This is a genomic window from Streptomyces sp. NP-1717, assembly GCF_022695985.1.
In the GTDB taxonomy this organism is placed as follows: domain Bacteria; phylum Actinomycetota; class Actinomycetes; order Streptomycetales; family Streptomycetaceae; genus Streptomyces.
Window position 1 is genome coordinate 58,117 of record NZ_JAAPBF010000013.1, and the last position, 12,971, is coordinate 71,087.

10 protein-coding genes are annotated in these 12,971 nt (G+C 72.0%); 3 read left to right on the forward strand and 7 right to left on the reverse strand.

From position 1 onward, the window contains the following. Positions 1-170: 170 nt before the first annotated feature. The gene (locus GXP76_RS04880) at positions 171-1,118 is read left to right on the forward strand and encodes a lytic polysaccharide monooxygenase (protein ID WP_242570157.1); all 948 of its coding nucleotides are present in this window, start codon (positions 171-173) and stop codon (positions 1,116-1,118) included. A 51-nt stretch (positions 1,119-1,169) separates the two neighbouring features. Here the strand turns inward: GXP76_RS04880 and GXP76_RS04885 are convergent, their stop codons facing one another. Then, positions 1,170-1,916 (reverse strand): HNH endonuclease family protein, encoded by a 747-nt coding sequence (locus tag GXP76_RS04885; protein ID WP_374359840.1) that lies wholly within the window; start codon positions 1,914-1,916, stop codon positions 1,170-1,172. Between the two features lie 41 nt (positions 1,917-1,957). Next, positions 1,958-5,509: a transcription-repair coupling factor gene (mfd, locus tag GXP76_RS04890; RefSeq protein WP_242570158.1), complete on the reverse strand. Its 3,552-nt coding sequence runs from the start codon at positions 5,507-5,509 to the stop codon at positions 1,958-1,960. A 540-nt stretch (positions 5,510-6,049) separates the two neighbouring features. Here mfd and GXP76_RS04895 point away from each other — a divergent pair. Then, a complete protein-coding gene (locus GXP76_RS04895; protein ID WP_374359842.1) occupies positions 6,050-7,030 on the forward strand; it encodes a helix-turn-helix transcriptional regulator in 981 nt (326 codons plus the stop codon). A 42-nt stretch (positions 7,031-7,072) separates the two neighbouring features. Here the strand turns inward: GXP76_RS04895 and GXP76_RS04900 are convergent, their stop codons facing one another. Then, on the reverse strand, positions 7,073-7,345 hold the full coding sequence (locus GXP76_RS04900; RefSeq protein WP_308354096.1) for a hypothetical protein: 273 nt from the start codon (positions 7,343-7,345) through the stop codon (positions 7,073-7,075). Next, complete coding sequence (locus GXP76_RS04905; protein ID WP_242570160.1) at positions 7,345-8,625, reverse strand: amidohydrolase; 1,281 nt, start codon at positions 8,623-8,625, stop codon at positions 7,345-7,347. Before GXP76_RS04905 ends, GXP76_RS04900 begins: the two co-directional genes overlap by 1 nt. Positions 8,626-8,844: 219 nt before the next feature. Between GXP76_RS04905 and GXP76_RS04910 the strand changes: the two genes are divergently transcribed. Beyond that, complete coding sequence (locus GXP76_RS04910) at positions 8,845-9,021, forward strand: thiazolylpeptide-type bacteriocin (protein WP_078076938.1); 177 nt, start codon at positions 8,845-8,847, stop codon at positions 9,019-9,021. Between the two features lie 124 nt (positions 9,022-9,145). Here GXP76_RS04910 and GXP76_RS04915 read toward each other — a convergent pair whose 3' ends face one another. The 3 genes from GXP76_RS04915 to GXP76_RS04925 all read right to left on the reverse strand — a co-directional run. Continuing rightward, positions 9,146-11,182 carry a TOMM precursor leader peptide-binding protein gene (locus GXP76_RS04915; RefSeq protein WP_242570161.1) on the reverse strand — a complete coding sequence of 679 codons (2,037 nt, stop codon included), beginning with the start codon at positions 11,180-11,182 and terminating at the stop codon, positions 9,146-9,148. Then, the gene (locus GXP76_RS04920) at positions 11,179-12,006 is read right to left on the reverse strand and encodes an ABC transporter permease (protein WP_242570162.1); all 828 of its coding nucleotides are present in this window, start codon (positions 12,004-12,006) and stop codon (positions 11,179-11,181) included. Before GXP76_RS04920 ends, GXP76_RS04915 begins: the two co-directional genes overlap by 4 nt. Positions 12,007-12,077: 71 nt before the next feature. Next, positions 12,078-12,971, reverse strand: an 894-nt coding sequence (locus GXP76_RS04925) for an ABC transporter ATP-binding protein (RefSeq protein ID WP_242570163.1), incomplete at its 5' end; no start/stop codon positions are given.

The window sequence follows — 12,971 nt, forward strand, 5'->3', positions numbered from 1 at the left end:
TGGGAGCGCTCCCATTGCCCCGTCAACCCCCCACCATCCACGCCAGACCCTCCAGCAGGTCGATCGCCGGGCCCGAACGGTCGGCTCCCGCGGCATGGGGCGACGCCCGCGACAGGTCCCGGCCGATCGGCCGGTGCTCGAAAGAGACCCTTCACGAAGGAGACCGACTCATGGCCATCAACTCGATCCGTGCCCGGCGCACGCTGGCCCTGGCCGGGGCCGCGGGCGTTGTCGCCGCGGTGCTGTCCGTGCCGTCCCCGGCATCGGCGCACGGCGTCAGCATCATGCCCGGCTCGCGGACCAACCTGTGCTACAAGGACCTGCTCCAGAACGGCTCGACCCAGATGCCGTCCAACCCCGCCTGCGCCGACGCGGTCCGGCAGACCGGTACCACCCCGCTGTACAACTGGTTCGCCGTTCTGGACTCCAACGCCGGTGGCAGGGGCGCGGGTTACGTCCCGGACGGAAAGCTGTGCAGTGCGGGCGACCGCAGCCCGTACAACTTCTCCGCGTACAACGCGGTCCGCACCGACTGGCCGAAGACGCACCTGACCTCGGGTGCGAACATCCAGCTCAAGTACAGCAACTGGGCCGCTCATCCGGGCAAGTTCGAGGTGTACCTCACCAAGAGCGGGTGGAGCCCGGCGAAGGCCCTCGCGTGGGGCGACCTGGAGCACCTTCAGACGGTGACCAACCCGCCGCAGAACGGTGGTGTGGGCACGAACGAGGGCCACTACTACTGGAACCTCCAGTTACCGCAACGGAGCGGTCAGCACATGCTCTTCGTCCAGTGGATCCGCTCCGACAGCCAGGAGAACTTCTTCTCCTGCTCCGATGTCGTCTTCGACGGCGGCAGCGGTGAGGTCACCGGTCTGGCGGGCGGCAAGCGGTCGGCCGCCGAGGTCGAGGCGCTCGGGGCGGACGCCGAGAACACCGAGGCCGACCCGATCCACGCCGCCGGACACGGCGAACACGCCGCAGCCGGTGAGAAGCTGGCAGCCTCCAGCAACGAGTCGGCCGTCGCCGTGCCCGCGGTAGCGGCGGGCCTGGGGGCAGTCGTCTTCGCCAGTGGCGCGCTGGTCTTCAACCGGGGCCGCCGGGCCAGGCAGCACGGCTGACGGCCGAGGGCCCCGGCGCCGCCGCCGGGGCCCTCTCACCGTTCAAGTCGTTCACGCCGCACCGCACTGCGCCAGCATCGTCTTCCTGTCGGCCGGCGTCACCGGCATCTCGTACTTGGCCGCGACCTGCGCGAAGCGCACCACGTACGCGCAGCGCACCGGCTTGCTCGGCGGCAGCCAGGACGCCGGGCCCGAGTCCTGTTTGCCGCTGTTCGTGGGGCCGTCGACCGGGAGCAGGTTCAGCGGGTCGTTCGCGAGCTGCTTCCGCTTGTCCTCGTTCCAGCGGGCGGCGCCCATCTGCCAGCTGTAGGAGAGCGGCACCATGTGGTCTATCTGGACGGCCGTCGCCTTCTGTTTCTTCCAGGCGATGTCCTTGCCGGTGTACGGGTCGTGGAGCGTCATCGAGACGATCACGCAGGTGGAGCCCGACCGGAACTCGATGTCCTGGCCGTCGCGCTTGAGCAGGTCGTTGCGGGTGTCGCAGCCGTTGCGGGCGTACGGGACGCCGTCCGCCGTGTCCATCCACGCGTAGCCGAACTCGTCCCGGTCGTAACCGGTCTTCGGCCCGCGCCCCTTCACCTCCAGCGCCGAGATCAGCTTGCGGGCCGCCGCCAGGTCCGCGTCCCCGGTGAGGGGAGCGAGACCGGGTTCGGTGCCGTCGGCGTTCTTCAGCGGGCTGGTCGCCCGCCCGTCCGGCGCGCCGCCGCCGGCGTCGCCGGACGCGGCGGGCACGGCGGAGTCGATGGCGTCGCACCCCGCGAGCAGCGAGGCCGCGACGGCGACGACGAGCAGCGGAATTACCGGACGGGCGGTGCGTGGGGACGTACGGGTGTATGCGGTCACGACCCCAGGATGGTCGTCAGGAACTCCCCCGTCCACGACAGCAGTTCGCGGCCGACCACCGGCTTGCCGCCGATCCTGCCCGCCGTCGGGCGCGGCACGAGGATCTGATGGGCCGTCGGCTTGATGACCGTACGGGGGTGCAGACGCTTGAGGCGCAGCTCCTGCGACTCCCTCAACTCCACCGGCGCGAAGCGGATGTTGGACCCCTGGAGGACGATCTCACCGACCCCGCAGGCCCGCGCCAGCATGCGCAGCCCGGCCACCAGCAGCAGGTTCTCCACCGGCTCGGGGAGCTTGCCGTAGCGGTCCGTCAGCTCCTCGCGTACGGCGGTGATGTCGGCCTCCGAGTTGGCGGAGGCGATCGCGCGGTAGGCCTGGAGGCGCAGCCGCTCGCCGGGCGCGTAGTCGTGCGGGACGTGCGCGTCGACCGGCAGCTCGATCTTGACCTCCAGCGGCGGCTCCTCCTGCACCGTGCCGTCGACGGCCGCGCGGTAGTCCGCGACGGCCTCGCCGACCATGCGTACGTACAGGTCGAAGCCGACACCCGCGATGTGCCCGGACTGCTCGCCGCCGAGCAGATTGCCCGCGCCGCGGATCTCCAGGTCCTTCATCGCGACGTACATGCCGGCGCCCATCTCGGTGTGCTGGGCGATCGTCGCGAGGCGTTCGTGCGCGGTCTCGGTCAGCGGCTTCTCCGGCGGGTAGAGGAAGTACGCGTAGCCGCGCTCCCGGCCACGGCCCACCCGGCCGCGCAGCTGGTGCAGTTGGGAGAGGCCGAAGTTGTCGCCGCGTTCCACCACGAGGGTGTTGGCGTTGGCGATGTCGATGCCGGACTCCACGATCGTGGTGGAGACGAGGACGTCGAACTTCTTCTCCCAGAAGTCCACCACGACCTGTTCCAGGGCCTGTTCGGACATCTGGCCGTGCGCGGTCGCGATGCGCGCCTCGGGCACGATCTGGCGCAGCCGCGCGGTGGCCCGGTCGATCGACTCGACGCGGTTGTGGATGTAGAACACCTGGCCCTCGCGCAGCAGTTCCCGCCGGATGGCCGCGCCGATCTGCTTCTCCTCGTACGGGCCGACGAAGGTCAGCACCGGGTGCCGCTCCTCGGGCGGGGTGGTGATGGTCGACATCTCGCGGATGCCGGTCACCGCCATCTCCAGGGTGCGCGGGATCGGTGTCGCGGACATCGTCAGGACGTCGACGTTGGCGCGGAGCTTCTTCAGCTGCTCCTTGTGCTCGACGCCGAAGCGCTGCTCCTCGTCCACGATGACCAGGCCGAGGTCCTTGAACTTCGTCTCGGAGGAGAACAGGCGGTGCGTGCCGATGACGATGTCGACCGACCCCTCGCGCAGCCCTTCGAGGGTGGCCTTCGCCTCCGCGTCGCTCTGGAAGCGGGACAGGGCCCGGACGACGACGGGGAACTGGGAGTACCGCTCGGAGAACGTGCCGAAGTGCTGCTGCACGAGCAGCGTCGTCGGTACGAGCACGGCGACCTGCTTGCCGTCCTGGACGGCCTTGAAGGCGGCGCGCACGGCGATCTCCGTCTTGCCGTAGCCGACGTCGCCGCAGACCAGACGGTCCATCGGGACCGTCTTCTCCATGTCCTCCTTGACCTCGGCGATCGTGGAGAGCTGGTCGGGCGTCTCCACGTACGGGAACGCGTCCTCCAGCTCCCGCTGCCAGGGCGTGTCCGCGCCGAAGGCATGGCCGGGGGCGGCCATCCGCGCCGAGTACAGCTTGATCAGGTCGGCGGCGATCTCCTTGACCGCCTTCTTGGCGCGCTGCTTGGTCTTCGTCCAGTCGGCGCCGCCGAGGCGGTGCAGGGTGGGTGCCTCGCCGCCCACGTACTTGGTGACCTGTTCGAGCTGGTCGGTGGGGATGTAGAGGCGGTCGCCGGGCTGGCCGCGCTTGGCGGGGGCGTACTCGACGAGCAGGTACTCGCGCGTCGCGCCCTGCACGGTGCGCTGCACCATCTCGACGTAGCGGCCGACGCCGTGCTGCTCGTGGACGATGTAGTCGCCCGCCTCCAGGGTCAGCGGGTCGATCGACTTGCGGCGCTTGGTCGGCATCCGCACGCCGTCCTTGCCCGCCGCCTTCTGGCCGGAGAGGTCGGTCTCCGTGAGGACGGCGAGCCCCAGCTCCCGGTCCACGAAGCCGTACTCGATCGAGCCGCACGCGACGTGCACGACGGACGGGGTGATCTCACCGAGGCCCTTGCCACCGTGGGCGTCGGGGGTGTCGAGGCGGGCGGCGATGCCCTCGCCGCCGAGCACCTCGACGGTACGGGCGGCGGTGCCGTGGCCCTCGGTGACGTAGACGGTGCGCCAGCCGTCGGCGAGCCAGCCCTTGGTGTCGGCGAGGGCGCGGGCGGTGTCGCCGCGGTACGTCTCCGGGGCGCGCATGCCCAGCTTGAGGGTGTCCTGCGACAGCTCCTCGTCGGCGGCGAACGGGGCCACCGACCACCACATCATCCCCAGCTCACGGGCCCGCTCGCGGACGTCGGCGATGCCCCACAGCGACGCCGCGCCGACGTCGATGGGCGCCTCGCCGCCGCCGGCCCCCGCCGCCCAGGACGCCTGGAGGAACTCCTGGCTGGTGGCGACCAGGTCGGCGGCCCGGGTCCGGACCCGCTCGGGGTCGCAGACCAGTGCCATGGAGCCCTTGGGCAGGACGTCGAGGAGCAGTTCCATGTCGTCGACGAGGACCGGGGCCAGGGCCTCCATGCCCTCCACCGCGATGCCCTCGGCGATCCTGCCGAGCATGTCGCTCAGCTCGGGGTGCACCTCGGCGAGGGCGGCGGCCCGCTCCCGTACCGGCTCCGTGAGCAGCAGCTCACGGCAGGGCGGCGCCCACAGGCCGTGCTCCGCGACTTCGAGGGACCGCTGGTCGGCGACCTTGAAGTAGCGGATCTCCTCGATGTCGTCGCCCCAGAACTCCACGCGCAGCGGGTGCTCCTCGGTGGGCGGGAAGACGTCCAGGATGCCGCCGCGTACGGCGAACTCGCCGCGCTTCTCGACCAGTTCGACGCGGGAGTACGCGGCGGCGGCGAGCGCCTCGGTCACCTCGTTCAGATCGGCGGTGCCGCCGCCGCGCAGCGAGACGGGCTCCAGGTCGCCGAGGCCCTTGACCTGCGGCTGGAGCACGGAGCGGATGGGCGCGACCACGACACTGACCGGACCGGCGCCCGGGTCGTCGGCGCGGGGGTGCGCGAGGCGGCGCAGCACGGCGAGCCGGCGGCCGACGGTGTCGCTGCGGGGCGACAGGCGCTCGTGGGGCAGCGTCTCCCAGGACGGGAACTCCGCGACGGAGTCGGCGGGCAGCAGGGACCGCAGCGCGGCGGCGAGGTCCTCGGCCTCCCGGCCGGTGGCGGTGACGGCGAGCACGGGGCGGCCCGCGTCCCGCGCGAGGGCCGCGACGGCGAAGGGGCGGGCGGCGGGCGGTCCGACCAGGTCGACGTGTGTGCGGTGCCCGTCGGCGGCGGCACCGACCGCTTCGGCGAGCGCCGGGTCTCGTACTACGGCGTCGAGCAGACCGTGCAGGCTCATGAAGGGTGTTTCCGTCCGGTTCCGGGGCTTGATGACGCGGTGGTCGCGCCTGGTGAGCAACGCGAAGGGCCCGACACGTGTCACGGGCCGGGGGCCCTCCAGCGTACGACTCCGGACGGACAGCCGTCGCGCGGGACGGGGCGGGCCCCGCGCGACCGTGGGCGCGGGGCGGGTCGCGGGCGGATCCCGCAGGCCGGCTCACCACGGACTCCACGCGGACTCCGTGTACTCCCCGGAGACCGTGGGGAGACTGCCGGAAGACCACCCACGGGGAGACGGACGCCAGTCCGCCGAACCGCCGGCCAACCGGCGCGCCGGGCGGGCGGCGGTAAGTGAGGACACGCACGGTTCACCCACATCTACAACACAGTTCCACGCAAGATCGGCTACAGAGCCATGGTGTTGCCTTTACTCTCTCCAGGGCCCGTCCGAGCCGTGGGCGAGCCCGGCGGGCCGCACCGACCGGTGTTACCGACACCCCTACCCGTCCTCGGCGTGAACAGATCAAGTAGCGGAGGCCAAGTCTTGGGCGACAACGAGATGTCCGTCTTCGGCGTCTCTCCGGCCGAGGAAGAGATGTACCGGCATTTTCTCCGCAATCCCGATACGTCGGCGGACGACATCCATCTGCTGGTCCACACCGAACAGGACGACGCCAGGCGCAGCCTGGAGCGGCTGCGGGAGTTGGGGCTGCTCCACCCCGACAGCAGTATCGAGTGCGTCTCCCCCGCCGACCCCGGTGTGGCGCTGGCCCGGCTGACGGACGCGCGTCTCAACGCGCTGCACGAGGAGCTGCGCCGGGTCATGCAGGCCCGTGACCTCGTCGACGGTCTGCGCGCCGAACAGGGCTCGCGGCTGCCCCCGGTGCAGGGCATCGAGCAGTTGGAGGGCCTGTCGGAGATACGGAACCGGATCGACGACCTCGCGTTCTTCGCGCGTGACGAGATCCTGTCCGTGGAGCCGTACACGAAGCTCTCGGCCGAGAACATCGAGCGGTCCCGCCCGCTTGACCTGCGATGTCTGCGGCGCGGGGTGCGCATCCGCAATGTGGTGCTCGCCGCCGCGCTCGACGACCTGCCGACCCGCGAGTACCTGCGCGAACTGGTCAAACGCGGGGCTCAGATCCGCGTGGCGGAGAACATCACCGAACGGATCCTGGTGTACGACGGCCGCACCGCCCTGGTGCCGGTGGATCCCCAGAACACCGCGCGCGGGGCGCTGCTCGCCCACAAGAGCGGACTCGTCTCCAACATCATCGCGCTCTTCGAGAAGATCTGGACACAGGCGGACGACCTCCTGACCGTGACGAAGGAGGCCGCCGACGCGGTGGAGGGGCTCAGCGAGATCGAGCAGCAGGTGCTGATCTCGATGTGCACGGTGGGCAAGGACGAGGCGGGCGCCAGGGAGCTGGGCATCTCGGTCCGCACCTACCGAAGACATGTGGCGGACCTGCTCCAGTCCCTGGGCGCGGCGAGCCGGGCGCAGGGCGCGCTGCGGGCCCGCGAACGGGGCTGGATCTGACCTGAGAAAGGCGGTGGGGCGCGGGCGCGCCCCGCGACGCTTTCAGGTCTGTTCCGCCCAGCCCCACAGCGCCGTGTCGGACAGGACCGCGCGGACCGCGCGGTGGATGTCGGTGTCCGTGGTGGCGCCGTCCCGTGCGATCCACAGTCGGATCCGGTCCTCCGCGGCCTCGGGGACGCATCTCCAGTGGGCGGGCAGCAGGCCGAGCAGGCGGATGACCGTCGTTTCGGCGGACGGGGCCGCGCTGTCCTCGCGGACCGTCACCACCTCCACGTAGCCGGGGGTGTCCCCGACGTCCCACTGGGCCGTCATCATCACCGAGTCTCCTTGAACAGTTGCCTGACGGCCGTCGCCATGGCCGCGATGCCGGCCGGCAGGGCGGTCCGCGCGTCGGGGGCGAACTCGGCCGAGTGGTTGGGCGGTAACGGCCGGCCTGCGGAGTGCGCCTCGTGCCACTGGCGCGGGGACACCGTACCGACCATCCAGTATGCCGTCCGGACACCGTCGACGGCGAAGCGCGGGAAGTCCTCGGTGGCCATCGAGCCCGGCCACTCCAGCACCCGGTGCGGGCCGAACTCCCGCTCGTGGGCGGCGCGTACGGCCGCCGTGGCCGCCGGGTCGGGGAGCAGCGCCGGGGAGCGGGAGGTGACCGTGATGTCGGGGTCCTCGGGGCATCCGGAGGCGGCGCACTCGGCCCGTACGATGCGTCTCGCCGCTTCCACGGCCCGCTCCAGGGCCCGGTCGCTCGTGGCGCGGACGGTGATGCTCAGCTCCGCGTCGTCCGGGACGACGTTGCCGCGAAGGCCCGCGCGCAGGGACCCGACGGTCAGGACGACCTGGTCGGAGGGCGCCGTCTCGCGGGAGACCACCGTCTGGAGGCGCATGACGGTCGCGGCGGCCGTCACGACGGGGTCCACGGTGAGCTGCGGGGTGCCGGCGTGGCCGCCGCGGCCGTGGATGACGACGTCCAGCGCGGCGCTCGCCGCCATCATCGCGCCCCGGCCGTGCGCGAGGGTCCCGGCGGGCAGGGGCGCGGTGTGCTGGGCGAGGACGGTGTCGGGGGTGCCGAACCGCTCGTAGAGACCGTCCGCGAGCATCGCGCCCGCCCCTTCCAGGGTCTCCTCGGCGGGCTGGCCGACGACCAGGAGGGTCCCGCTCCAGGTGTCCGCGTCCGCCGCGAGCAGGGCGAACGCGCCCGCCGCGGACGCCAGATGGAGGTCGTGGCCGCAGGCGTGCATGGTGCCGGGCACGGTGCTCGCGTACGCCAGGCCGGTGCGTTCCCCGATGGGCAGGGCGTCCAGTTCGGCGCGGACCAGGAGGGTCGGTCCCGGGCCGTTGCGCAGGACACCGACGACGCCGTGGCCCCCGACACCACGGGTGACGGTGGCGCCGTCGCCCTCCAGCCGGGCGGCGAAGCGTCCGGCGGTCCCCGCCTCGGCGCCGGACAGCTCCGGGTTAGCGTGCAGTTCGAGATAGAGCCCGAGGGCGGCCCGCAGGGTCTCGCGCGGTACGGCGGCGGGGCCGACGGGCGCGGTGTCCGGTCCCGGTGCGGGCGTGGAAGCCCGGAGTGTGTCCCCGTTCGGCGCGCCGGTCATGCGCGCTCACCTCCTTGCTTGGGACGGGTTGAGCATTTCTTGAGGTTCGAGCGTGCGGGAGCGCACGCGCACCTGATGAGCGTTCCGCTGACACCAGGTGTCAGCGATGTGACAGCGAAAGCCGGGCCCAACTGACAGCGCTCACCGGTGGAATGAGGCCATCGCAAGGGAGCCGCACCGGACAGGCCGGTGGGGCCCCGGAGACCGAAGGAGACCCTCATGGCCCCGAAGACCGTTCTCGCCACCCTCGCCGACGAGATCCTGGAGCTCGAGTCGGAGACCTTCGAGATCTCGGACTACTCGGACGCGTCCGAGGTCGTCCTCGCCGGTTCCACGTCGTGCTCCTCGACGTCCACCTGCTCCAGCACCACCAGCACCACCTCCTGCTCGGCCTGATCAGGCTTCGCAGTCAGGGTCCTTCGGATCCCGCCGGCCCCTTTCCCCGTGGCAACATCCACCGGGCGAGGGGCCGGCTGCCGTCGTGTCCGGGGACACGGCGGCCCGGCGCGGCCCCGGGGACTCACGGGAACGGATGCGGAACCGCCTTGATCCGCGACTCCGGCAGGTCCTCCGTACGCCGCCCGGCCACCCGCAGCGCCGTCCGCAGTCTCGGCATCAGCAGGGCCCGCTGCCGTGTCCACCCGAAGTCGAGCGGCAGCAGACCGGGCACGATCGTGCTGACCGTGTGCAGACCCATCCGCCGCTGCTCCGGAGTCGTCTGGTCCACGGCGATCACGTCGTACCCCGCGCCGGCCAACTCGTCGCGCAGCAGCCGCAGATCGTCCAGCAGATCGCCGGTGCGCGGCCGGACCGGGGCCCAGTCGGCGAACGTCTCGCCGAGCGTGCGCACGTCCGTGGGCTCCAGGTACTCGCGCGCGTGCCGCGCCATCTCCGGCAGACCGTAGAGCTGCGCGTGGTCCTTGAGGTGCAGCACCTTGCGGTAGTCGCCCGCCATCTCGCGCAGCTCGCCCTCGCGTTCGGCGACCTGGTAGGGCAGGTGGGGTATGTAGGTGAGGACTTCGGACAGCGCGGCGTCGACCGTGCCCTCCGGGTCGAAGCCGGCGGCGGCGCTGAAGGACAGCGTGCCGAGTCCGCCGTCGCGCCGTACGGCGAGGGCCGTGACGACGGGAACGGCGAGATCCATCCGGGTGTCGAAGGCGTGCACGTCGTAGCCGTGCAGCGCGGCCCGGTCGAGCATCGTGCGGATCGCGCCGCCGGTGCACGAGCCGAGGTCGATCTCGGTGAGTCTGGCGCGGCCGTACCAGGCGAGCAGGAACGCGTCGCGCTCGATCAGCTCCAGCAGGCCGAAGAGGATCGCCTCCTCCAGACTCCCGCCGGTGGCACAGCCGTTGGAGCACTCGAAGACGAAGTTGTCGGCCTCGACGCCCGCGCTGTAGTGCGCGAGACGCGCGGGGACGAGGATCGGGCGCTCGTCGCGCAGCGAGTGGCCCCACACCCAGGGGATCGGCCGCTCCGGGTCGAACGGGCTGACCAGGTGGTCCTTCTCGTACGTCGCGTCCGAGTAGAAGCCGCGGTCCGCCGGGTTCAGCGCGTCGGCCGCGAGATTGCTGTACGACTCGACGACCGGGCTCGTGCCGCGGCGGCGGTGGGTGCCCGCGTACCGCTCCAGTCCCTCCAGGAAGGCCAGCCTCCGGCTGGTGGAGTAGCTGTTGGCCTGGCCGCTCCAGGTGACGTCGTTGAGACCGGCGTAGCCGCGTACGAAGTTGGTGCCCGCGACGGGGGCGGTCGTGGTGGACGTCGGGTTGATCCAGGTGTCCGAACCGAGCGCGCCGCAGACGGGGTTGGCGAGCGCGGCGGTCGGCAGCGGGTAGGCGCCGAGCGGGTGCAGGCGGTAGCCGTCCGGGTCCGGCTTGGGCTTGGCCGTCAGCCGCATGCGCGCGGCGTCGGCGGTGTCCGGGCGCTCGGGGACGCAGGACGGGCAGGTCGGTTCGGGCAGCAGCGGGAACGTCGCGAGGGCGAGCGTGCCGAGGTCGATCCGGGTGACCTGCGGCAGCTCCCGGTCGGGGGCGGCGGTGGCGGGCGGGGTGAACTCCCCCGTACGGACGGCGAGATACGCCGCCCAGACCGCGTCCACGGCGTAGTCGGTGAGCAGCGGCCAGTCGGCGGCGCCGTGCGGTGCGTGGCCCAGTTCCAGCGCCTCGCGCTCGGAGCGGCTGCGCAGCCGCTGCCAGCGGATGGCGAGGCACTGGCCGCAGGCGGTGCCCGTCGTGCCGCCCCACGGGCCGACGAGGACGGCGCGCGAGGTGAGCTGGACGTTCGCCCGGGGGCGTACGGCGGCGTACGGGTCGGGGAGCCCGAAGCCGAGGACGTCGGCGGCGCCGAGCGGCACCACGAGCGGCGCGGGCAACGCGGGCAGATCCCGCGGATCCGGCAGGTCCGGCGGGGCTCCTCCGGGGGACCCGGCGGCCTCGAACCTTACGTTCAGGGCGTGTTGGAGGCGCGCTCGGCCGCGCTCCAGCGGGCTGCCGTCGGCGGGGGCCACAGCCGCCCCCGCCTCCTCCCCCGCGGCTGTCGTGGTGACGGTCCCTGTCGTCATGACTGGTCGCTCCAGCGGAAGGTCTTGAGCGCGACGGCGCCGAAGACGACGGCGAAGGCGGTGATGCCGCCGCAGGCCACCAGGATGTCGCCGCCGCCCCCGTCACCGGTGATGGCGGCGGAGATGCCGTCGTTGAAGTAGCGCAGGGGCAGCACCAGCGACAGGTTCTGCATCCAGCCGGGCATGGCGTCGAGCGGGAAGAAGGACCCGGAGAGGAACGCCATCGGCACCATCAGGCAGTTGGCGACGGCGGCGACGGCCTCCGGTGTCCGCGCGAACGAGCCGACGATCACACCGACCGCGAGGAACGCGGTGATGCCGAGGAACAGCACCGGCAGCGCCAGCGGCCAGCTCCCGGCCGGTTCCAGACCGAAGAACGGCAGCATCGCTACGAGCACGAACATCGCGGCCTGCACGGTGCCGATGGCGAGCGCCAGCACGTAGCGCGAGCCGAGGATCGTCGGCAGCGGCGTCGGTGTCATCCGGATCAGCCGCAGGATGTCGTCGCGGCGCCACTGCATGATGACGAACCCGACGCCGAAGACGGCGGCGTTGGCGACGCCCCACGACAGCACACCGGGGGCGATGTAGTTGATGTAGGGGCGCCCGCTCTCCTCGACCGTCATGCCGTGGAAGATCAGGCCGAAGACGATCAGGAAGAGGAGGGGGAAGGCGAACGTGAAGAAGAGGGTGGTCTTGTCGCGCGTGTACGCCTTGTAACCGGCCTTGCTCAGCGCGGAGTAGGCGCTCGTCGCGCGGGTGCGCGGGCGCGTCGTGGTCGTACCGGGACCGGGCGAGTTGCCGGCGGCGCTCGTGGTGCTCATCGTGTCGGTGCTCCGTCTCTCAGTGCTGGCGTCGCGGGGCGGGCGGGGACTTCCAGGACAAGGCCCAGGCCCTACGCCTGCGGGCTGCCGGTCAGTTCGAGGTACACGTCCTCCAGGCTGGCGGTGCGTGTCTGTACGCCGTGCAGTCCGGCGAGCGCGTCGACCGCCGACAGCACCGGACCCGAGTCCTCGGTCTCCAGCACGATCGAGTCGCCGTCCTCGGTTGCCCGCAGCACACCGGGGATGGCGCGCGCGTCGGTGAGCGAGAGACGGTCGGCGGGGACCACCAGCCGGGTGACCGCGCTGCTGGCGGCGACCAGCTTGCCCGGGGTGTCCAGTGCGACGATCCGGCCGTCGATGACGATCGCGACGCGGTCGCAGAGCGCCTCGGCCTCGTCCAGGTGGTGGGTGGTGTAGACGATGGTCCGGCCGGCGACCTTGAGCGCGCGCAGCACCTGCCACAGGGCGCGGCGGGCCTGCGGGTCGAGCGCGGCCGTCGGCTCGTCGAGGAAGATCAGCTCGGGGTCGTGGACGAGCGCGGACGCGATGGCGAGGCGCTGGCGCTGACCGCCGGAGAGGTCGTCGACGCGGACGTCGCCCTGTTCGGTGAGGTCGACGGCGGCCAGTCCGCGCGCGGCGGCCTCGCGGTCGGCCTTGTACAGCGCGGCGACCGTCTCCAGGTGCTCGCGCGCCGTGAGCCGTACGAAGAAGGCGGACGCCTGCGTCTGGACGCCGAGCCGGGGCAGCAGTTCGGGGTCGCGCGGCCAGGGGTGCCGGCCGAGGACGGTGACCGAGCCCGAGTCGGGGCGGCGCAGACCCTCCATGATCTCGACCAGGGTCGTCTTGCCGGCACCGTTCGGGCCGAGCAGTCCGAAGAACTCACCGCGCGGGACGGTCAGCGAGATGCCGTCGACGGCCCGCTTCTCCCCGTACCGCTTGTGGATCGTGTCGAGGACGACGGCGGG

Coding starts and splice junctions, on each gene's coding strand:
- GXP76_RS04880 (WP_242570157.1), top strand. CDS start 171: ATGGCCATCAACTCGATCCGTGCCCGGCGCACGCTGGCCCTGGCCGGG.
- mfd (WP_242570158.1), bottom strand. CDS start 5,509: ATGAGCCTGCACGGTCTGCTCGACGCCGTAGTACGAGACCCGGCGCTC.
- GXP76_RS04895 (WP_374359842.1), top strand. CDS start 6,050: ATGTCCGTCTTCGGCGTCTCTCCGGCCGAGGAAGAGATGTACCGGCAT.
- GXP76_RS04900 (WP_308354096.1), bottom strand. CDS start 7,345: ATGATGACGGCCCAGTGGGACGTCGGGGACACCCCCGGCTACGTGGAG.
- GXP76_RS04905 (WP_242570160.1), bottom strand. CDS start 8,625: ATGACCGGCGCGCCGAACGGGGACACACTCCGGGCTTCCACGCCCGCA.
- GXP76_RS04910 (WP_078076938.1), top strand. CDS start 8,845: ATGGCCCCGAAGACCGTTCTCGCCACCCTCGCCGACGAGATCCTGGAG.
- GXP76_RS04915 (WP_242570161.1), bottom strand. CDS start 11,182: ATGACGACAGGGACCGTCACCACGACAGCCGCGGGGGAGGAGGCGGGG.
- GXP76_RS04920 (WP_242570162.1), bottom strand. CDS start 12,006: ATGAGCACCACGAGCGCCGCCGGCAACTCGCCCGGTCCCGGTACGACC.